The organism is Streptomyces sp. NPDC056480, from assembly GCF_042795405.1.
Lineage (GTDB): Bacteria > Actinomycetota > Actinomycetes > Streptomycetales > Streptomycetaceae > Streptomyces.
This window is the reverse complement of the sequence record NZ_JBHTSA010000090.1, coordinates 1-20,106: the sequence shown is the minus strand read 5'-3', so window position 1 is coordinate 20,106 and position 20,106 is coordinate 1. Positions and strand designations below refer to the sequence as shown.

Below are 20,106 nucleotides of genomic sequence, written 5' to 3'. Positions count from 1 at the left end.
GGCCTATCCTGCCGGGTCCGGATCCTCCGCTGCCAGTGCGAGCGCCGTGCCCACCAGGCCGATGTGGCTGAAGGCCTGCGGGAAGTTGCCCAGCTGGCGGTCCGCCACCGGGTCGTACTCCTCCGCCAGGAGGCCCACGTCGTTGCACAGGCCCACGAGACGCTCGAAGAGCTCCAGGGCCTCCTCGCGCCGGCCGCACAGCCGGAGCGCGTCCGCCAGCCAGAAGGAGCAGACCAGGAAGGTGCCCTCCTGCCCCGGGAGGCCGTCCACCGTCCCCGATTCGGTGCTGTAGCGGCGCAGATAGCCGCCGTGCATCAGCTCCGCCCGCACCGCGTCCACGGTGCCCACCACCCGGGGGTCGTCCGGGGGAAGGAAGCCGACCTGCGGGATGAGCAGGGTCGCGGCGTCCAGCTCCTGGGAGCCGTACGACTGGGTGAAGGTGTTCCGGACCGGGTCGTAGGACCGGGCGCACACCTGGGCGTGGATCTCGTCCCGCATCGTCCGCCACCGTGCCGCGTCCCCCGGCAGCGACGGGTCCGCCTCCAGGGCGCGCACCGCCCGGTCGGCGGCCACCCAGGCCATCACCTTCGAGTGGGTGAAGTGCCGGCGCTTCCCGCGCACCTCCCACAGCCCCTCGTCGGGTTCGCGCCAGGTCGACTCCAGGAAGCCGAGCAGGCTCAGCTGGAGGTTCCAGGCGTGCCGCTCCGCCGGAATCCCGGCCTCACGCGCACGGTGGAGCGAGTCCATGACCTCGCCGTACACATCGAGCTGGAACTGGTCCACGGCCGCGTTCCCGGTCCGCACCGGCGCCGAGTCGGCGTAGCCGCGCAGCCAGTGCAGGGTGGTCTCGGGGAGCCGGCGCTCCCCGGCGGGTCCGTACATGATCTGCAGGTCGGCCGGATCGCCGGCGACCGAGCGGAGCAGCCAGTCCCGCCAGGCGCTCGCCTCGTCGACGTATCCGGCGGCGAGCAGCACGCCGAGGGTGAGGGAGGAGTCGCGCAGCCAGCAGGCGCGGTAGTCCCAGTTCCGTACGCCGCCGACCTCCTCGGGCAGGGAGGTGGTGGGCGCGGCCATGATGCCGCCGGTCGGGGCGTAGGTGAGGGCCTTGAGGGTGATCAGGGAGCGCAGCACCGCCTCCCGGTACGGCCCCCGGTAGGTGCAGCGGCCGGACCACTCCCGCCAGTCCGCGAGGGACTGCTCCAGGGCCTCGTGGGGGTCGACGAGCTCGGGGCGCGGCTCGTGCGAGGGATGCCAGGTCAGCACGAAGGCGACCTTCTCGCCCGCGGCGACGGTGAAGGAGGAACAGGTCGAGAACTGCTGGCCCCAGGTCTTCACCTGCGGTTCGCTGCGCAACCAGACCGCGTCCGGACCGGCGACCGCGACCCGGTGGCCGTCGGCGCGGCGCATCCAGGGCACGATCGAGCCGTAGTCGAAGCGCAGCCGCAGGACGCCGCTCATCTCCACGGTGCCGCTGACGCCCTCCACGATCCGCATCAGATCGGGGGCCCTGTCCCGCTGGGGCATGAAGTCGACGACCTTGACCGTGCCCGTACGGGTCTCCCAGTAGGTCTCCAGGACGAGGGAGTCCTCGGCGTACCGGCGAGTGGAGCAGGTCGTGGCGCCCTTGGGGGCGATCCGCCAGTGGCCGTTGTTCTCGTCGCCGAGGATCGCGGCGAAGCACGCGGCGGAGTCGAAGCGGGGCAGACACAGCCAGTCGACCGACCCGTCGCGGCCGACGAGCGCGGCGGTCTGGAGATCGCCGATGAGGGCGTAGTCGTCGATACGTTGCGTCACGCTTTGGGCTGTTCCCGGAAGCGGCGCCGGTCAATCAGAGGGACGGGGTGGCCTGGATCGCCTCTGCGTCCCGTTCCGGGGTTCCCGGGGTGTCGTTTCCCGTGGTGCCGGAGGAGGCGGCGGTCTGCCGGTCGTGCTTCTCGCGGCGGACCAGGATCACCCAGCCGACGGGTACCCCGGCCGCGAAGAGCCACCACTGAACGGCGTACGCCATGTGGGCGCCGATCGACTCGTGGTCGGGCTCGGGGATCAGCTCGGGGGTGTCCCCGGCGGGCTCGGGAGCGGTCTGCTCCAGGTAGCCGCCGAGCACCTCGCGGCCGATGAGCTCGGCCTGCTGCGCGCTGTTGATGAGCATGACCTGGCGGTCCGGCAGACCCTTCAGGTCCTTGATGCCGCTGGCGCCGGTCGTCTCGTCGGCCTTGAGCCGGCCGCTGACGGTGACCTCGCCCTTGGGGGCGGGCGGCACCGGCGGGTAGGAGTGCTGGTCGGCCGCGGCCGGGATCCAGCCGCGGTTGACCAGGACGATCCGGCCGTCCCGGAGGACCAGCGGGCTCAGGACGTGCACGCCGACCCGCTCGTCGGACGAGGTGCGGCGGCGGACGACCACCTCGTGGGCGGTGTCGAAGGTGCCGGTGGCGGTGACGGGCCGCCAGTAGTCGGAGCGCGGGACCGTGTGGCCGGGGGAGGTGAGCTCCTCGACCGGGACCGGCTTCGCCGCGATGCTGTCCGCGATGAGGGCGTTCTGGGCGACCCGGCGCTCGTGCCGGTGGAACTGCCAGAAGCCCAGCTCGATCATCGTCGGGACGAGGACGAGGGCGATGAGGGTGAGGATCACCCACTGCCGGGACAACAAGAAGCGGTACACCCCATGACCGTACAACTCGGTCGACGGGGTGTACGCACGGGGGGCGGCCGGCGGGAGGCGAGCCCAGGATCGTCTCCTCGGAACCCGCCGGCCCCGCCCGCCTCACACCCTGTCGACGATGCCCACCTTTCCCTCCGCGCGGGCGCAGTGACCGCCGCAGTACCAGCTGCCGTCGACCTCGACGCCCTGCCCGATGATCTGGACCCGGCAGTGTTCGCAGATGGGCGCCATGCGGTGGATGGCGCAGGCGAAGCAGTCGAAGACATGGATCGCGCCTTGCGCATGTACCTCGAAGGACATGCCGTAATCGTTTCCGCAGACCTCACAACGTGCCATGCGCCACAGGGTGAGGCTCCCGGCGGGCGTGCGCAGCTCGGCACGCCCGCAGGGCCGGGGGCGTCACCCGTCTGCCGGGGCCACGTCCCGCAGCAGTTGGGTGTACGCCGCCTCGTCGACGATCGGCGTGCCGAAGGACTTGGCCTTGACGGTCTTGGAGGTGGCGGAGTCCGGATCGTTGGTGACGAGGAGGCTGGTGAGCCGGGAGACGCTCCCCGCCACATGGAGACCGGCCTCGACCGTACGGTCCTCGAGGAGCTCGCGGTCGACGGAGGTGTCCCCGGAGAACGCCACCCGCATGCCCTGCTTGAGCGGTTTGTCCGTCTCGTACCGGCCCGGGTTGGGGTACGGGCACGGCGGCCGCTTCCGTGAGGGACGCCAGCTGCCCGCCCGGTACGAGGAGGCGTACCCGGCCTGATGGCCGATCCGCGGCTGCTGCGCGGGCGACGAGGCCCACTCGGTCAGCGGCCGGCACTCGAGCAGCGGCAGCCGTACGTTGCGCTCGGCCGCCGCGTGCAGGCTCGGCCGGAACGCCTCGGCGAGCACCCGTGCGTCGTCCAGCGCGTTGTGCGCGCGCTGCTGCACCACACCGAAGTGCGCGGCGAGCGACTCCAGCTTGTGGTTCGGCAGCGGCAGGGACAGCTCCTTGGCGAGGGCGATCGTGCACAGCCGCTGCCGCACCGGCGCGGCCGACTCCGCGCGCGCGTACTCCCGCGCGATCATCTGCCAGTCGAACATCGCGTTGTGCGCGACGAGCACCCGCCCGTCCAGCCGGGCCGCGAACTCCGCCGCGATCTCCGGGAAGAGCGGAGCGCCCTCCAGGACGTCGGTGGTGAGCCCGTGGATCCAGACGGGTCCCGGATCGCGCTCGGGGTTGACGAGCGTGTACCAGTGGTCCTCGACGTTCCCCTGGGCGTCCAGCCGGTAGACGGCAGCCGACACTATCCGGTCGTCGCGGGCGAGTCCGGTGGTCTCCACGTCGACGACCGCGTACCCCTGCGGGTAGGCGGCCGGCCACGTCGCTGCTGTCGTACGGTCGTCAAGCACGGTCACAGAGAATACGGCCCGCGGCCGACAACTCCGTCCCCGGTGTCCCCGGGGGCCCCGGCGAGGAGCCCGTCCACCAGGGCCCGCACCGAGTCGACGAACAGGCGCTCGGTGTCGACCGGCGCGGCGAGCGCGCGGGCGAGGAGCTCGTCGGAGCCGGCGTCCTCGCCGCTCCACAGCTCCTCCTCGGCGGGCGACTGCGCCGGTGCGCGCTCCCGGTTGCGCTCCACCAGGACATAGCCGACGACCTGGAACTGCACGGCGCGGACGGCCCGCGCCGCGTGCGCCCCGCGCAGTCCCGCGGCGTGCGCCTCGTGGACCAGGGCGCGCTGGGCCGGCAGGAACATGCGTTCCATCAGGCCCCGTTCGTGGACCATCGCCACCAGGTGGGGGCGCTCGCGCAGGGCGCGGCGCAGCGCGCGGGCGACCGAGACCAGGCGCTCGGCGGGCGTCGCCCCGCGCGGGCGGATCGTGTCGAGATCGGCGACCGTCCGCTCGACCAGGGCGTCGAGCAGGGACTCGCGGTTGCCGACGTGCCAGTAGATCGAGGTGACCGCGGTGCCGAGCTCGGCCGCGAGCTTGCGCATGGTGAGGGCGTCGGGGCCGTGCTGTCGCACCAGGGCGGCGGCGGTCTCCAGGACTTCCTCGCGGGTGAGTGCGGCGCGCGCCATCCGTTCCCCCAACTCTGTCGCGTGCACGGGTCTTTACCCTTCATCGCCGCCGGTGTAACTCTGTTACAGACCCGACCCCCTGAAGGGTGGTACGTCATGGCACGAGTACGGTACGGGGCGCGCACGGACGCCGAGATCACGGCGGCCCGCACCAGAAGCGCGAAGCTCCCCGACATCTGGTCCACCGGAGTGGTCGCCGTATGGGAGACCGATCCGGAAGTGGTGGCGGCCGTCCTGCCGCCCCCGCTGAAGCCCACCGAGCGGCCCCTCGTGCGGGCCAACATCTCCCAGGTCGACCTGCCCGGCTACCCCCTCGGCGCCGGCTCGGTGGCGGTCGCCGCCGCCCACGGCGACCGCGAGGGCTGGTACCCGCTGGTCATGCCGATGACCCACGAGCGCGCCCTCGTCGGAGGCCGCGAGGTCTTCGGCGAACCGAAGAAGCTCGGCGAGGTCGTCGTCGAGCGCGACGGGCTCGTCGTCCGGGCCTCGCTGGGGCGGCACGGCATCGACTTCGTCGAGGTGCGCGGCGCGGTCTCCGGACCGCTGCCCCTGCCGGAGCCGGTCGAGAAGACCGACTTCTACTTCAAGTTCCTCCCGGGCGTGGAGGGTTCGGGCTTCGACGCCGACCCCGTCCTCGTCCACTGCGTCCGCAACGAGAAGGTGCGGAAGCTGGAGCGCGTCACCGGCGACGTGGTGCTGCGCGAGTCCATGTACGACCCGGTCGCCGACCTCCCCGTCCGCCGGCTCGTCGAGATCACCATCGGCGAGAAGACCACCGACCAGAAGGGCACGGTCGCCGAGCGCGTCTCCGCGCGGGCCCTCCTGCCGTACATCCACCAGCGGTACGACGACCCGCAGCAGATCCTCGACGGCCCGCCCGAGGGGAGCGTCTGATGGAGCTGCGCGAGGGGCAGGTCGCCGTCGTCACCGGCGCGGCGAGCGGCATCGGGCTCGCGATGGCCCGCCGGTTCGCCGCCGAGGGCCTGGCCGTCGTCCTCGGTGACGTCGAGGAGGGCGCGCTGGCCGAGGCCGCCGACGAGCTGATGGAAGGCGGGGCGCAGGTCCTCGCCCGGACGGTCGACGTCTCGGACCCCGACGAGGTGCGGGCGTTCGCGGAGTCCGCGTACGACACCTTCGGCGCGGTCCACGTGCTCTGCAACAACGCGGGCGTCGGCTCCGGAGCCGAGGGCCGCATGTGGGAGCACGAGCCCAACGACTGGAAGTGGGCCTTCTCCGTCAACGTCTGGGGCGTCTTCCACGGCATCCAGGCCTTCGTTCCCCGGATGCTCGCGGGCGGCGAACCCGGCCACGTCGTCAACACCTCGTCCGGCGACGGCGGCATCGCCCCGCTGCCCACCGCCTCCGTGTACGCGGTCACCAAGGCGGCCGTCGTCACCATGACCGAGTCGCTCTACGCCCACCTCAGGGCCGAGCACGCGCGCGTGAGCGCCTCCGTGCTCTTCCCCGGACCGCACATGCTCCGCACCGGCCTCTGGGAGTCGCACCGCAACCGGCCCGAGCGGTACGCCAAGGAGCGCCCGCGCCGGACCCCGTACCGCAGCCTCGACCAGTGGGAGGCCGCCATGAAGCAGGCCGGCCACGAGGTCGCCTTCACCCCGGTGGAGGAGGTCGCCGAGCACGTCGTCGACGGCATCCGCGCCGACCGCTTCTGGATGCTGCCGGAGAGCGAGCACAGCGACCGGCAGATCACGGCGCGCTCGCGGTCGATGCTCGACCGCTCGAACCCGTCGTACCTGGAGAACTTCATCCTCGACTGAGGGGGCCACGATGGCCGATCCGAACGACCCGTATCTGATCATCTCCTCCGACTGCCACGCCGGGCTGCCCACCGAGGAGTACCGGCCCTACCTCGACTCCCGCTTCCACGGCGCGTTCGACGACTTCCTCGCCGGACGCGAGGCGCGCCGGGAGGCCATGACCCGGCTCGGGGTCCGCAACGAGGCCTTCGCGAACAAGTGGTTCAGCGACAACGCGGAAGGGCTGCGCGGCGGCTGGGACGCCGGGCAGCGGCTCAAGGAGCTCGACGGCGACGGGGTGGCCGCCGAGGTCGTGTTCCCCGACGCGGACGCCGTCGACAGCCAGACCGCGGCGCCCTTCGGCGTCGGCCTCGGCCTCTCCGGCGACCAGGACCCGGAGCTCGGCATGGCGGGCGCGCAGGCGCACAACCGCTGGCTCGCCGAGTTCGTGGGCCAGAACCCCGAGCGGCACTGCGGGGTGGCGCTGCTGCCGATCACGGCCGAGCCCGCGAAGGTCGTCGCCGAGATCCACCGGGCCAAGGAGTCCGGGCTCGGGGCGCTGATGATCCCCTCCATGTGGGTGGACCGGGAGCCGTACCACGACCGGCGCTACGACCCGGTCTGGGCGGCCGCCGCCGAGACCGGGATGCCGCTGGTCACCCACTCGGGAGCGGCACCGCGCGAGGAGTACGGCGACCACCTCGGCATCTACGTCTCCGAGGTCACCTGGTGGCCGGCCAGGCCGCTGTGGTTCCTGCTCTGGTCGGGCGTCTTCGAACGGCACCCCGGGCTGCGCTTCGGGGTCGCCGAGTCGGGCTGCTGGTGGCTGCCGAACCTCCTCTGGTTCATGGACCGGCTCTACCTCGGCGCCCACGGCGGCAAGAAGCTGTCCCCGTTCGCGGAGCTGAAGCGGCCGCCGAGCGAGTACCTGGACCGGCAGGTCTTCATCTGCGCCACCAACACCAAGCGGCGTGAACTCGCCCAGCGGTACGAGATCGGCGTCGACAACATCCTGTGGGGCTCGGACTTCCCCCACCCGGAGGGAACCTGGCCGGACACGCGCGCGTGGCTCCGGAAGACCTTCCACGACATCCCGGTGACGGAGACCCGCCGGATGCTGGGCCTCGCCGCGGCCGAGGTCTTCGGATTCGACCTCCGGAGACTGGAACCGATCGCCCGCCGCATCGGCCCCACCCCCGCCGACCTCGGCCAGCCCGCCGACCAGACCGCCGTGGAGGCCTCCTGGGCCCGCTCGCGCGAGGTCGGCCGGCACTGGCTCACGGACCACGACTTCCCCGCCCTGGGGGTGAGCTGATGGACCGCTACACCGTCGTCTCGGCCGACTGCCACGCCGGCGCCGACCTCCTCGACTACCGCCCGTACCTGGAGAAGAAGCACCACGAGGCCTTCGACGCCTGGGCGGCCGGCTACGTCAACCCGTACGAGGACCTGCTCGCCGACACCGCCGACCGCAACTGGAACTCCGATCGCCGGCTGCGCGAGCTGGAGGCGGACGGCATCGTCGCCGAGGTCGTCTTCCCCAACACCGTCCCGCCGTTCTTCCCCAAGGCCTCCCTGATGGCCCAGCCGCCCGGCGCGGCCGAGTACGAGCAGCGCTGGGCCGGCCTCCAGGCGCACAACCGCTGGCTGGCCGACTTCTGCGCGGCGGCGCCGGGGCGCAGGGCCGGCGTGGCGCAGATCCTCCTCAACGACGTCGACGCGGCGGTCGCCGAGATCCGCCGCACCCGCGAGGCGGGACTCACCGGGGGCATCCTGCTGCCCGGCGTGCCGCCCGGCTCACCCGTGCCCGAGCTGTACTCGGAGGCGTACGACCCGATCTGGGCGGTCTGCGCCGAGCTCGACGTCCCCGTCAACCACCACGGCGGCTCGGCGTCGCCGCCGCTGGGCGACGAACCGGCCGCCCGCGCGGTCTTCATGGTGGAGACCACCTGGTTCTCCCACCGGGCGCTGTGGCACCTGGTCTTCGGCGGCGCCTTCCGGCGCCACCCGGGGCTCAAGCTGGTCCTGACCGAGCAGGGCTCGGGCTGGATCCCGGGCGTGCTCGACATGCTGGACTACTACCACGGCCGTCTGGTGTCGGCCGCGACGAAGGCCTCCACGGCGGAGTCGAAGGCCTCCACGGCGGAGTCGAAGTTCGGCGCGGGCCTCGCCGAGGCCATGGGCAAGGGCCCCAGCGCGGTCTGGCGCGACAACTGCTTCGTCGGCGCGAGCTTCATGCGCCCCCACGAGGTGCCGCTGCGCGACCGGATCGGCCTCGACAAGATCATGTGGGGCAGCGACTACCCGCACGACGAGGGCACCACCCCGTACTCCCGCGAGGGCCTCCGGATCGCCTACGCGGGGCTGCCGAAGGAGGAGGTCGCGGCGATGGTCGGCGGCAACGCGGCCCGCGTCTACGGCTTCGACCTCCGTCTGCTCGATTCCCTCGCCGCCGTCCACGGTCCGCGCGTCGAGGAGATCGCCGAACCCCTGAAGGAGGTCCCCGCGGGTGCCACCAGCCCGGCCTTCGCCCCGGGCGGGTCGGTCCGCGTCTGGTGACCCGCCGGGTGCGACGCTCCTGACGTGACCGACGCACCCGAGGCGACCGACGCCCCCGCGCACGAGGCCCACGGCGGAGGCCTCGGCTCCCGTCTCAACTGGCTCCGGGCGGCCGTGCTCGGAGCCAACGACGGAGTCGTCTCCACCGCGGGCCTCGTCGTCGGCGTCGCCGGCGCCACCGAGTCCCAGGCCGCCCTGCTCACCGCGGGCCTCGCGGGACTCCTGGCCGGATCGATGTCGATGGCGGCGGGGGAGTACGTCTCGGTCTCCACCCAGCGCGACTCCGAGGAGGCCGCCCTCGCCCAGGAGAAGCGGGAACTGCGCGAGGACCCGGAGGCGGAGCTCGCCGAACTGACCGGCCTCCTGGCGGCCCGCGGCCTCTCCGCCGACGTGGCCCGCGAGGCCGCCGAGCAGCTCACCGCCCGCGACGCCCTGCGCGCCCACGCGCGCGTGGAGCTGGGCATCGACCCGGACCGGCTCACGATCCCCTGGCACGCCGCCGCCGCGAGCTTCCTCGCCTTCACCGTCGGCGCCCTGCTCCCGCTGCTCGCGATCGTCCTCCCCCCTGCCCCGGCCCGCCTCTGGGTCACGGTCGTCTCCGTCCTCGCGGCCCTGACCTTCACCGGCTGGTGGAGCGCCCGCCTGGGCGCGGCCCCCGCGGGCCGCGCGATCCTCCGCAACGTGGCGGGCGGCGCCCTGGCGATGGCGGTCACCTACGGCGCGGGCTCGTTGCTGGGAGCGACGGGGGTCTAGCCTTCCGCAGGCTCCTTGTCGGAAGGTGCCAAGCCTTGCTGACAACTCATCTCGCATACTTGTTGGTAACGACGTCTATCCGCACCCCGACCCCCGCCTCTACCGTCATCGGCATGCCCAACCTGCCCGATGTCGTGCTCTGGTCCATACCGGCGTTCGTCCTGCTCGCCGTCCTGGAGATGGTCGGCTACCGCCTCCATCCCGACGAGGACGCCGTCGGCTACGAGGCCAAGGACACGGCCACGAGCATGGGCATGGGGCTCGGGAGCCTCTTCGTCGACCTCGTGTGGAAGATCCCGATCGTCGCGGTCTACACGGCGGTCCACGAGCTGACCCCGCTCCGCGTCCCCGTCCTGTGGTGGACGATCCCGCTGATGCTGCTCGCCCAGGACTTCTTCTACTACTGGCAGCACCGCGGCCACCACGTCGTCCGGATCCTGTGGGCGTCCCACGTCGTGCACCACAGCAGCCGCAGGTTCAACCTCTCCACCGCGTTGCGCCAGCCCTGGACCGGTTTCACCTCGTGGCCGTTCTACCTGCCGATGATCGCGCTCGGCGTCCACCCGGCCGCCGTCGCCTTCTGCTCCTCGGTCAGCCTCGTCTACCAGTTCTGGATCCACACCGAGCGCGTCGACAAGCTGCCCCGGCCCTTCGAGTACGTCCTCAACACCCCCTCGCACCACCGCGTCCACCACGCCTCCCAGGGCGGCTACCTGGACCGGAACTTCGGCGGCATCCTCATCGTCTGGGACCGGATGTTCGGCTCCTGGGCCGGCGAGACCGAACGGCCCGTCTACGGCCTCACCAAGAACATCGAGACCTACAACCCGCTGCGCGTCGCCACCCACGAGTACGCCGCCATCGCCCGTGACCTCAAGGCCGCGCACGGCTGGCGCGAGCGGGCCGGCCGGGTCTTCCGCGGCCCGGGCTGGCAGCCCGGGCCCACGGACACCCGCAGCCCCGGCACCGCAGCCCCGGAGGCCACCGCGTGAGGACCTCCCCCCGCGGGCTCTCGCACGCGCTGCTTGCCGCCTTCGGACTCGCGACCGCCGTCGACCTGATCTCCCTGCTCGCCGGCGCCGAGCCCGGCCACCAGATCGCCAAGCCGCTCCTGATGCCCCTGCTCGCCGCGTACGCCGTCACCCGCGGCGCCCCCAGGCCGCTGACCGCCGCGCTGCTCCTCGGCTGGGGCGGCGACGTGTTCCTGCTCTCCGACGCCGACTGGGCCTTCCTCGTCGGGATGGGCTCCTTCGCCGCCGGCCACGTCTGCTACCTGGTGCTCTTCGGACGCCGGCGTACGTCCCCGGCGCTCGGCGCCCTGTACGCGGCCGCCCTCGCCGGCACCGTCCTGCTCCTCTGGCCCGACCTCCCCGCCGAGCTGCGGATCCCCGTCGCCGGATACTCCCTGCTGCTCACCGCGATGGCCTACCGCTCCAGCGCCCTCGGGCTCCTCGCCGGCCTCGGCGGCGCGCTCTTCCTGCTGTCCGACACCCTGATCGCCACCGGCGTCGCCGAGTGGCCCCGGCTGCCCGCGTCCGACTTCTGGGTCATGCTGACCTACATCGCGGCGCAGTACCTGCTGACGGCGGGAGCGCTCCGCGCGATGTACGATGAACGTCGTACAACCGTCTGACAGCAAGGACCGCCCCTCATGCGCGCCACCACCATCCACGCCCCGTTCGACATGCGCGTGGAGGACGTGCCCGACCCGGTGGTGCAGGACCCCACCGACGTCGTCGTCCGCGTCCTGCGGGCCTGCGTCTGCGGCAGCGACCTCTGGGCCTACCGCGGCGAGTCCGCCCGGCAGCCCGGCCAGCGCATCGGCCACGAGTTCCTCGGGATCGTCGAGGCGGCGGGCTCCGACGTCACCGGCTTCACCGCCGGAGACCTCGTCGTCGCCCCCTTCGTCTGGTCCGACGGCACCTGCGACTACTGCGCCGAGGGCCTCCAGACCTCCTGCCCGAGCGGCGGATTCTGGGGCTCGGTCGGCTCCGACGGCGGCCAGGGCGAGGCCGTCCGCGTCCCCTTCGCCGACGGAACCCTCGTCAAGCTCCCCGCCGACGCCGCCTCCGACGACCACCTGCTGACCGCGCTCCTCGCACTCTCCGACGTCCTCGGCACCGGCCACCACGCCGCCCTGGGCGCCGGCGTCCGCAAGGGCTCCACGGTCGCCGTCGTCGGCGACGGGGCCGTCGGCCTCTGCGGCGTCCTCGCCGCCAAGCGCCTCGGCGCCGAGCGGATCATCGCGCTCGGCCGCCACAGCACCCGTACCGACATCGCCCGCCTCTTCGGTGCCACCGACGTCGTCGCCGAGCGCGGCGAGGCCGCCGAGGCCGCCGTCCGCGAGCTCACCGGCGGCCAGGGCGCCCACGGCGTCATCGAGGCCGTCGGCACCGAGCAGTCGATGCGGACCGCCGTCGCCATCGCCCGCGACGGCGGCTCCATCGGCTACGTCGGCGTCCCGCACGGCAGCGGCACCGGACTCGACCTGTCCGTCATGTTCGACCGGAACATCGCGCTGCGCGGCGGCGTCGCCCCCGTGCGCGCGTACATCCCGGAGCTGCTCCCCGACGTCCTCGACGGCACCATCGACCCGTCGCCGGTCTTCGACCTGACCGTCGGCCTCGACGGCGTCCCCGGCGGCTACAAGGCGATGGACGAGCGCACCGCGCTCAAGGTCCTCGTCACGCCGTAGCCCAGACGGCCTCGTCCCCGCCCTGCAGACCCGCCGGGCGTGACCAGCCCGTCGGGCCGCCCTCGTACGCCACGGGCGACAGCGCGTGCCGCAGCCGCCCGAGCGGACCCTCCGACTCGGTGAGGTACCGCTCGGGCTCGTACCTCGGCAGCGCGTGCGTCAGCCAGTGCCCCGTCTGGGCGAGGGCGAGCCGGACGAGCCGCGTGCCGCCGTCCCGGTCCTGCTCGGTCAGCGACCGCAGGACCGCCGCCGCGAGCAGATACCCGCTGCCGTGGTCCAGGGCCTGCGCCGGCAGCACGCCCGGCTGCTCCGCCGAACCCTCGGTGACCGCGATCCCGGTCGCCACCTGGACCAGACTGTCGAAGCCGCGCCGCCCGGCCCACGGCCCGTAGTCGCCCCAGGCGGAGAGCCGCGCGGTGACCAGACCCGGCCGGTGCAGGTCGAAGCGGTCGAGCGCGCCCGGCCGGTAGCCGGTGACCAGCACATCGGCCGCGTCCAGGAGCTCCCCGAAGGTGCGCCGGTCCGAGGGGCGGTCCAGATCGAGCGCGGCGGTCCGCTTGCCGACGTCCGTCTCCGCGTGCTGGTCCGGCAGTTCGGGATTGCCCGGCGGGTCGATCCGCAGCACGTCCGCGCCGAGCAGCGCGAGCGTCCGGGTCGCGACCGGCCCGGCGATCACCCGGGTCAGGTCCAGGACCCGCAGCGGGCCGCCGCGGCGCCGGGGCGGGGCCTCGTCGAGCCGTTCCCGGGTCAGCAGCGGCCGCGCCGCCACCGCCCGGCCCTGCTCGTGCGCCGCCCACTCCTCGGGCGTCCGCAGGGCGACGGCCAGGCCCCCGGCCGCGTACACCGCCGTCTCGACCTCGAGCGCCCCGCGTTCGCGGATCGCCGCCGCCACGGCCTCCACCGACTCCTCCCGCGTGCCGAGCGCGGCCGGCAACGCCGCCCGGTGGTGCGGATAGTTGGCGTGCGTACGGACCCAGCCGTCGGCCGCCCGCCAGAACCGGGACAGCGGCGCGAAGCTCACCGGCGCCCGCCCGTCGACCCGCAGATGACGCTCGCTCACGAACGCGGTGGCGACGGCCCCGTCGTCCACGCGGACCGGCCCCGGGAGCCCGGCCCGCTCGACGGCGGCGAGCCCGGCGACGGCGACCGCCGCCCGGGCCAGCTCCATCACGGGCAGCCGCGCGGCCAGGAGCCCCGCGGACCCCCCGTACTCCACCCGGTCCACCAGGGCGGGATCACCGCCGAGGGCCGACCACAACAACTCCGTACCGGTGCGCACTGTGTTGTCCATGGACCGCACTATGGCACTCAGTGCCATGAGGCGTGCGGAGGGCCCCGGTGCGGCACACCGCACCAGGGCCCTCGCTCACTCGCTCAGCCACGCGCCGACTAGCGGCGGACGGCGTCCAGAGCGTCGATCAGACCGGCCCCGTAGAAGCCGTTCTTGTTCTTGCCGCCCTCGCAGACGGCGTCGATCTTGCCGTCGCCCTCGATGTCGTACGGGTTGGTGCAGGCGAGCTTGTCGGCCTGCGCGTACAGCAGGGCCTTGAGGGCCGCCGGGCTCGCGTGGGGGTGCGTCGACTTGATGAGCGCCAGGACACCCGCCGCGTGCGGCGAGGCCATCGACGTGCCGCCCTTGTAGTTGTAGCCCCCGTTGACCGTGGTCGACAGGATGAGGCCGTTGACCGCGGGGGCCTCCGGCGTCTGGTACGCCGTGCGGTCGCCGCCGGGGGCGGTGATGTCGATGACACCGAGACCGTAGTTGGAGTACGAGGCCTTCAGGTTCTTGGCGCCGGTCGCGGAGACCGTGACGACACCCGGCAGCATGGCCGGGTAGTCGAGGCACTCCTTGGGGTCGATGACCCGGTCGCCGGGGGTGGTGTCGTTCGGGCTGCTGTTGTCGACGATCGAGTCGGCCGCCAGGTCGAACTTGGAGTTGCCGGCCGCCGCGACGTTGACCGTGCCCTTGCGCTCCGCGTAGCGGGTCGCACGGGTGACCGCCTCGATGAGGGCCTTCTGGTCCTCGTCGTTCTTGCAGGCGAACATCCACGGGTCGGTGTAGTAGCTGTTGTTCGTGATGTCGACGCCGTGCTCGGCCGCCCACACGAAGCCGCAGACCACGGCCTCCGTGTAGAAGAAGCCGTCCGGGGTGGACACCTTGATGCCGGAGACCTTCACGCCCGGGGCGACACCGGTGATGCCGATGCCGTTCTTGGCGGCGGCGATCGTACCGGCCACGTGGGTGCCGTGGTCGCTCTCGCCCGGGTTCGGACGCCACGAACCGGCGGTGGTGTCCGGCTTGCCGGAGACGCAGTTCGCGGAGGCCTTGGCGTCGAAGTTCGGCGCCAGGTCCGGGTGGGTGTCGTCGACACCGGTGTCGATGACACCGACGGTCACCCGCTTGCTGCCGAGCGTCTTCTGGTGGGCCTTGTCGGCCTTGATCGCCGGGAGGTCCCACTGCAGGGGCTCGAGGGCGTCCTGCTCGTCCGTCGCACGGGCGGCGGCGGCCTTGGCCTCGGCCTCGGACAGCGCCTGCGTGCCGCCACCCACGGAGTTGTCGGACTGCACGGAGAGCGGGGCGGTACGGGTCGAACCGGCCGACACCACACCGCGGGCCTTGCGGATCGTCTTCGCGAACTCGGGGTTCTGCGAGTGGACGACTATGACGCCTATCTGGTCGTACGAGATGACCACCTCGCCGCCCGCGGCGACGATCGCCTTCTTCACCTTGGCGGCGGTCCAGTGACCCCCCGCGACGTTGACGACGTAGGACAGCTTCGGCCCGTTCGTCGCCACGGTGGCGGTCGCCGGTGCGTCGCTCAGTTCCGCGGCGGAGGCAGCGCCGGAGGGAAGGAAGCCGAGCGAGGCCGTGAGCGCGAGACCAACAGGCAGAGCGAGAGCTCGGCCGCGCCTCGATCCCAGATGAGCCATGGGTTCTCCACATCATCCGTATGTACTGCCCGCGCGCGGGTTTACGCGCAGGCAGGTGCATGACGAGTGAAGCTATCGCTGATCTTCCATGCCCTTCAATGAGTTGAGAAGACTTCATGAAGATCTGACCGAAGAAATCCCTCGTGTGAACCACTTCCCGGTCCGCTCCGTGCCGTTGGTCAGGGGAGGGGCTCCACCCGGAGCCCCTGATCCCGCACCCCTGGTGAGGCCCCCTTGACCATGCCGTCCGTCCCCGCGTCACGAGGAGATTCCGTGGCTACCGAAGCACCGCCGCCGCCCAGAAACGGGACGGAGGCCGCATCCGCTCCCGTAACGCCCACGACGGAACAGTTCGTCGAGGTGCAGGAAGGCGCGGAGTTCGGCGAACTCCGCCGTACCTACCGCTCCTTCGCCTTCCCGCTCACCCTGGCCTTCATCGCCTGGTACCTGCTGTACGTGCTGCTCTCCAACTACGCGGGCGGCTTCATGGGGACCAAGGTCTTCGGCAACATCAACGTGGCCCTCGTCCTCGGCCTCGGCCAGTTCGCCACCACCTTCCTCATCGCCTGGCTCTACTCGCGGCACGCGGCGAACCGACTCGACCCCCGGTCCGACGCCATCAGAGAGCGCATGGAGGGCGACGCATGAGCACCCCCGTCCTGCTGGCGGCCGGCAACGCCACCAGCGAGCACCGACCGCTGATCATCGCCCTCTTCGGCGCCTTCGTCATCGCGACCCTGGTCATCACCGTCTGGGCCGGCCGCCAGACCCGCAGCGCCGCCGACTTCTACGCCGGCGGCGGCCAGTTCACCGGCTTCCAGAACGGCCTCGCGATCTCCGGCGACTACATGTCCGCCGCCTCCTTCCTCGGCATCAGCGGCGCCATCGCCCTCTACGGCTACGACGGCTTCCTGTACTCGATCGGCTTCCTGGTCGCCTGGCTCGTCGCGCTGCTCCTGGTCGCCGAACCGCTGCGCAACTCCGGCCGCTTCACGATGGGCGACGTCCTCGCCTACCGGATGCGCCAGCGGCCCGTCCGGACCGCCGCCGGCACCTCCACCATCGTCGTCTCGATCTTCTACCTGCTCGCGCAGATGGCGGGCGCGGGCGTGCTCGTCTCGCTGCTGCTCGGCATCACCAGCGACGGCGGAAAGGTCGCGATCGTCGCCCTCGTCGGCGTCCTGATGATCGTCTACGTGACGATCGGCGGCATGAAGGGCACCACCTGGGTGCAGATGGTGAAGGCCGTCCTGCTCATCGCGGGCACCCTCCTCATCACCTTCCTCATCCTGCTGAAGTTCGACTTCAACCTCTCGCAGCTGCTCGGCGCCGCCGCCACCAACAGCGGCAAGGGCGACGCCTTCCTGGAGCCCGGCCTCAAGTACGGCGTCAGCGCCCTCTCGAAGCTGGACTTCCTCTCCCTCGGCATCGCCCTCGTCCTCGGCACCGCCGGCCTGCCGCACATCCTGATCCGCTTCTACACGGTGCCGACCGCCAAGGCCGCCCGGAAGTCGGTCAACTGGGCCATCGGCATCATCGGCGGCTTCTACCTGATGACGATCGTCCTCGGCTTCGGCGCCGCCGCCCTGCTCAGCGGCGACACCATCAAGGCGTCCAACAAGGCCGGCAACACGGCGGCCCCGCTCACCGCCCTCGAGGTCGGCGGCGGCGCCGGCTCCACCGGCGGCGCGATCCTCCTCGCCGTCATCTCCGCCGTCGCCTTCGCCACCATCCTCGCCGTGGTCGCCGGTCTGACCCTGGCCTCTTCCTCGTCCTTCGCGCACGACATCTACGCGAACGTGATCAAGCGCGGGAAGGCCACCGAGAAGGAGGAGATGCGGGCCGCACGCTGGTCCACCGTCCTCATCGGCATCGTCTCGATCGCGCTCGGCGCCCTCGCCCGCGACCTCAACGTCGCCGGCCTCGTCGCCCTCGCCTTCGCGGTCGCCGCCTCGGCCAACCTGCCGACGATCCTCTACTCGCTGTTCTGGAAGAGGTTCACCACCCAGGGCGCGCTCTGGTCGATCTACGGCGGACTGATCTCCTCCGTCGTCCTCGTCCTCTTCTCCCCGGTCGTCTCCGGCGGCCCGGCCTCGATGTTCAAGGGCGTGGACTTCCACTGGTTCCCGCTGGAGAACCCCGGCCTCGTCTCGATCCCGCTGGGCTTCCTCCTCGGCTGGCTCGGCTCGCTCCTCTCCAAGGAGGAGCCGGACGCCGGCAAGTACGCGGAGCTCGAGGTCAAGTCCCTCACCGGTGTCGGGGTCGCCGCCGCGGTCAAACACTGACCGGAACGCAGTCGGCCGTATACGGTCCGCGATCTCCGGGCGGCCGCGTCGTAGGGTTCTACGACGCGGCCGGTTCGGTCCTCGTGACAATCTGCCCTGCTCGTGGGCCGGGTGCTCACGTAGGCTCGAACCACACGCAACCACAACGACGGGGAGGGGGCCCACAGTGCTCATCGACACCTATGGCCGGGTGGCCACCGACCTGCGCGTCTCGCTCACGGACCGCTGCAATCTCCGCTGCACGTACTGCATGCCGGAAGAGGGCCTCCAGTGGCTCGCGAAGCCGGATCTGCTCACCGACGACGAGATCGTCCGGCTGATCCGCATCGCCGTCACCGACCTCGGCGTCACCGAGGTCCGCTTCACCGGAGGCGAGCCCCTGCTCCGCCCCGGCCTCGTCGGCATCGTCGAGCGCTGCGCGGCCCTGGAGCCGCGCCCGCGGATGTCCCTCACCACCAACGGCATCGGGCTGAAGCGCACCGCCGCCGCCCTGAAGGCCGCCGGTCTCGACCGGGTCAACGTCTCCCTGGACACCCTGCGCCCCGAGGTCTTCAAGACCCTCACCCGGCGCGACCGCCACCAGGACGTCCTCGACGGCATGGCGGCCGCCCGCGACGCAGGCCTCACCCCGGTCAAGGTCAACGCCGTCCTGATGCCCGGACTCAACGCCGACGAGGCCCCCGACCTGCTGGCCTGGGCGGTCGCGGAGGGTTACGAGCTCCGCTTCATCGAGCAGATGCCGCTGGACGCCCAGCACGGCTGGAAGCGCGACGGCATGATCACCGCCGGCGACATCCTGGAGTCCCTGCGCACCCGCTTCACCCTGACGCCGGAAGGCGCCGACGAGCGGGGCTCGGCCCCCGCCGAGCGCTGGGTCGTGGACGGCGGACCGCACACGGTCGGCGTCATCGCCTCCGTCACCCGCCCGTTCTGCCGGGCCTGCGACCGCACCCGGCTCACCGCCGACGGTCAGGTGCGCACCTGTCTGTTCGCCACGGAGGAGACCGATCTGCGGGCCACGCTCCGCTCGGACGCCTCCGACACGGAGGTCGCGGACCTCTGGAAGAAGGCGATGTGGGGCAAGAAGGCCGGCTCCGGCCTCGACGACCCGGAGTTCCTCCAGCCCGACCGCCCGATGTCGGCGATCGGCGGCTGAGCGGCGAAGGCCGCGGATCCGGGCCCCGTCCTGCGGATCAGGCCTCGGAGGACTCCCAGTCGGCCAGCGGCACGACGTCCTTGAGGAAGCCCCGTACCCCCAGGAACTGGGACAGATGCTCCCGGTGCTCCTCGCACGCCAGCCAGGTCTTGCGACGCTCGGGCGTGTGCAGCTTGGGGTTGTTCCACGCGAGCACCCAGACGGCGTCGGCGCGGCAGCCCTTGGCGGAACAGATCGGCTTCTCTTCGCTCACCTGATCATTGTCCAGCAAGGGCGATGCCGAGCAGCCACGGGGGGAGCTGCCCGGCATCGGTCCGTCGCTCCGACGGGGGATGCGGAGCGCGTAGGCAGTATGTCACGGCACCTGGGGTGTGGTGCACCGGAACTTCACGATTGATCTGAGCTTTTCCTGAGCTTTCCGGCCACTGTCCGTGATCAGTTCCGGCCGTACGGTCGCTCCGCGTCCCCGTCCTCCGCGGCCTCCGCGACACCGAGCGCGGGCCGCACCGGAGCCGGTACGAAGGTGGAGGGAAGGGACGGAGCCGTCTCGCGTCCCGCGTTCGCGATGACCACCGCGATGTAGGGGAGCAGGATGCCCAGGGCGAGCGCCACGATCGCCACGTGCCGCTCGACGTTCCACAGCACCGCGGCCGCGATCACCGACAGGGTCCTCACCGTCATCGAGATGATGTAGCGCCGCTGCCGGCCCCGGACGTCGTCCGCGAGCCCCTGCCTGGCCCCCGTGATCCGGAAGACCTCGCCCCCGTCACGCTTCGGCATCGCCGTCCACCACCCACCGGTCGCGCCGGACTCTCCCGGGTCCGGACCTCGTTCCACGGTACGCCCGCCCTCCCGGGCGGACGAGACCGGGGCACGTATGGCGCTGTCCGACATGCGTCGTATGGCGGATGGGCCGAGACTGGGCGCACATGCGTACAAGGAGGCGACGATGAGTTGGTTGTGGGCGATCATCGTGGGATTCGTCCTGGGTCTGATCGCGAAGGCGATCCTGCCCGGGAAGCAGCAGATCCCGCTCTGGCTGACGACCGTGTTCGGCATTCTCGGCAGCGTGCTCGGCAACGCCGTCGCGACCTGGATCGGTGTCAACGACACCAAGGGCATCGACTGGACCCGCCACCTGCTCCAGCTGATCGGCGCCGTCGCGGTGGTCGGGGTGGGCGACATGCTCTGGGCCTCGATCAAGGGCAACAAGCAACGGGCCTAGCACCACGAGAGACGGGAGGCCCGGTACCGCAC

Annotated in this window: 21 protein-coding genes; 12 read left to right on the top strand and 9 right to left on the bottom strand. The window is 71.9% G+C overall.

The window, feature by feature from the left end; all coding sequences use genetic code 11:
- Positions 1 to 3 precede the first annotated feature (3 nt).
- The 5 genes from ACFQ79_RS29990 to ACFQ79_RS29970 all read right to left on the bottom strand — a co-directional run bounded on the left by ACFQ79_RS29990 (position 4) and on the right by ACFQ79_RS29970 (position 4,713).
- Positions 4 to 1,794 (bottom strand): glycoside hydrolase family 15 protein, encoded by a 1,791-nt coding sequence (locus ACFQ79_RS29990; protein WP_383589327.1) that lies wholly within the window; start codon positions 1,792 to 1,794, stop codon positions 4 to 6.
- Between the two features lie 34 nt (positions 1,795 to 1,828).
- Complete coding sequence (locus tag ACFQ79_RS29985) at positions 1,829 to 2,659, bottom strand: SURF1 family protein (protein WP_383589325.1); 831 nt, start codon at positions 2,657 to 2,659, stop codon at positions 1,829 to 1,831.
- 102 nt (positions 2,660 to 2,761) lie between these two features.
- The gene (locus ACFQ79_RS29980; protein ID WP_015032679.1) at positions 2,762 to 2,995 is read right to left on the bottom strand and encodes a hypothetical protein; all 234 of its coding nucleotides are present in this window, start codon (positions 2,993 to 2,995) and stop codon (positions 2,762 to 2,764) included.
- A 63-nt stretch (positions 2,996 to 3,058) separates the two neighbouring features.
- A complete protein-coding gene (locus ACFQ79_RS29975; RefSeq protein ID WP_383589323.1) occupies positions 3,059 to 4,048 on the bottom strand; it encodes a DEDDh family exonuclease in 990 nt (329 codons plus the stop codon).
- A complete protein-coding gene (locus ACFQ79_RS29970) occupies positions 4,045 to 4,713 on the bottom strand; it encodes a TetR/AcrR family transcriptional regulator (RefSeq protein ID WP_383589351.1) in 669 nt (222 codons plus the stop codon). The genes ACFQ79_RS29975 and ACFQ79_RS29970 overlap by 4 nt, the downstream gene beginning before the upstream one ends.
- Positions 4,714 to 4,809: 96 nt before the next feature.
- Between ACFQ79_RS29970 and ACFQ79_RS29965 the strand changes: the two genes are divergently transcribed.
- From ACFQ79_RS29965 to ACFQ79_RS29930, 8 genes are all read left to right on the top strand, one after another.
- Positions 4,810 to 5,607, top strand: coding sequence for an acetoacetate decarboxylase family protein (locus ACFQ79_RS29965; RefSeq protein ID WP_383589321.1), 798 nt, complete (start codon positions 4,810 to 4,812; stop codon positions 5,605 to 5,607).
- On the top strand, positions 5,607 to 6,491 hold the full coding sequence (locus tag ACFQ79_RS29960; RefSeq protein WP_383589320.1) for an SDR family NAD(P)-dependent oxidoreductase: 885 nt from the start codon (positions 5,607 to 5,609) through the stop codon (positions 6,489 to 6,491). Before ACFQ79_RS29965 ends, ACFQ79_RS29960 begins: the two co-directional genes overlap by 1 nt.
- A gap of 10 nt (positions 6,492 to 6,501) precedes the next feature.
- Positions 6,502 to 7,785, top strand: coding sequence for an amidohydrolase family protein (locus tag ACFQ79_RS29955; RefSeq protein ID WP_383589318.1), 1,284 nt, complete (start codon positions 6,502 to 6,504; stop codon positions 7,783 to 7,785).
- On the top strand, positions 7,785 to 9,029 hold the full coding sequence (locus ACFQ79_RS29950) for an amidohydrolase family protein (protein WP_383589316.1): 1,245 nt from the start codon (positions 7,785 to 7,787) through the stop codon (positions 9,027 to 9,029). The genes ACFQ79_RS29955 and ACFQ79_RS29950 overlap by 1 nt, the downstream gene beginning before the upstream one ends.
- A 24-nt stretch (positions 9,030 to 9,053) precedes the next feature.
- Positions 9,054 to 9,782, top strand: a complete 729-nt coding sequence (locus ACFQ79_RS29945; RefSeq protein WP_383589314.1) for a VIT family protein — start codon at positions 9,054 to 9,056, stop codon at positions 9,780 to 9,782.
- 113 nt (positions 9,783 to 9,895) lie between these two features.
- Complete coding sequence (locus ACFQ79_RS29940) at positions 9,896 to 10,774, top strand: sterol desaturase family protein (protein WP_383589313.1); 879 nt, start codon at positions 9,896 to 9,898, stop codon at positions 10,772 to 10,774.
- Positions 10,771 to 11,415, top strand: coding sequence for a lysoplasmalogenase (locus tag ACFQ79_RS29935; protein ID WP_383589311.1), 645 nt, complete (start codon positions 10,771 to 10,773; stop codon positions 11,413 to 11,415). The genes ACFQ79_RS29940 and ACFQ79_RS29935 overlap by 4 nt, the downstream gene beginning before the upstream one ends.
- A gap of 18 nt (positions 11,416 to 11,433) precedes the next feature.
- Positions 11,434 to 12,477 carry a zinc-dependent alcohol dehydrogenase family protein gene (locus ACFQ79_RS29930; protein ID WP_383589309.1) on the top strand — a complete coding sequence of 348 codons (1,044 nt, stop codon included), beginning with the start codon at positions 11,434 to 11,436 and terminating at the stop codon, positions 12,475 to 12,477.
- Here the strand turns inward: ACFQ79_RS29930 and ACFQ79_RS29925 are convergent.
- Positions 12,467 to 13,768, bottom strand: a complete 1,302-nt coding sequence (locus ACFQ79_RS29925; protein ID WP_383589307.1) for a CoA transferase — start codon at positions 13,766 to 13,768, stop codon at positions 12,467 to 12,469. The two genes, ACFQ79_RS29930 and ACFQ79_RS29925, sit on opposite strands and share 11 nt — an antisense overlap.
- Before the next feature lie 98 nt (positions 13,769 to 13,866).
- Positions 13,867 to 15,408 carry a S8 family serine peptidase gene (locus ACFQ79_RS29920; RefSeq protein ID WP_383589306.1) on the bottom strand — a complete coding sequence of 514 codons (1,542 nt, stop codon included), beginning with the start codon at positions 15,406 to 15,408 and terminating at the stop codon, positions 13,867 to 13,869.
- 273 nt (positions 15,409 to 15,681) lie between these two features.
- Between ACFQ79_RS29920 and ACFQ79_RS29915 the strand changes: the two genes are divergently transcribed.
- From ACFQ79_RS29915 to moaA, 3 genes are all read left to right on the top strand, one after another.
- Positions 15,682 to 16,056: a DUF485 domain-containing protein gene (locus tag ACFQ79_RS29915; protein WP_383589304.1), complete on the top strand. Its 375-nt coding sequence runs from the start codon at positions 15,682 to 15,684 to the stop codon at positions 16,054 to 16,056.
- The gene (locus ACFQ79_RS29910) at positions 16,053 to 17,693 is read left to right on the top strand and encodes a cation acetate symporter (protein ID WP_383589302.1); all 1,641 of its coding nucleotides are present in this window, start codon (positions 16,053 to 16,055) and stop codon (positions 17,691 to 17,693) included. The genes ACFQ79_RS29915 and ACFQ79_RS29910 overlap by 4 nt, the downstream gene beginning before the upstream one ends.
- Positions 17,694 to 17,859: 166 nt before the next feature.
- Positions 17,860 to 18,849 (top strand): GTP 3',8-cyclase MoaA, encoded by a 990-nt coding sequence (moaA, locus tag ACFQ79_RS29905; protein ID WP_383589300.1) that lies wholly within the window; start codon positions 17,860 to 17,862, stop codon positions 18,847 to 18,849.
- A 37-nt stretch (positions 18,850 to 18,886) separates the two neighbouring features.
- Here moaA and ACFQ79_RS29900 read toward each other — a convergent pair whose 3' ends face one another.
- A complete protein-coding gene (locus ACFQ79_RS29900) occupies positions 18,887 to 19,102 on the bottom strand; it encodes a hypothetical protein (protein WP_055599883.1) in 216 nt (71 codons plus the stop codon).
- A 182-nt stretch (positions 19,103 to 19,284) separates the two neighbouring features.
- Positions 19,285 to 19,629: a DUF3099 domain-containing protein gene (locus ACFQ79_RS29895; protein ID WP_383589298.1), complete on the bottom strand. Its 345-nt coding sequence runs from the start codon at positions 19,627 to 19,629 to the stop codon at positions 19,285 to 19,287.
- A 169-nt stretch (positions 19,630 to 19,798) separates the two neighbouring features.
- On the opposite strand from ACFQ79_RS29895, the gene ACFQ79_RS29890 reads away from it, so the two are divergent.
- Positions 19,799 to 20,074, top strand: coding sequence for a GlsB/YeaQ/YmgE family stress response membrane protein (locus tag ACFQ79_RS29890; protein WP_189802502.1), 276 nt, complete (start codon positions 19,799 to 19,801; stop codon positions 20,072 to 20,074).
- The last annotated feature ends 32 nt before the right edge of the window (positions 20,075 to 20,106 follow it).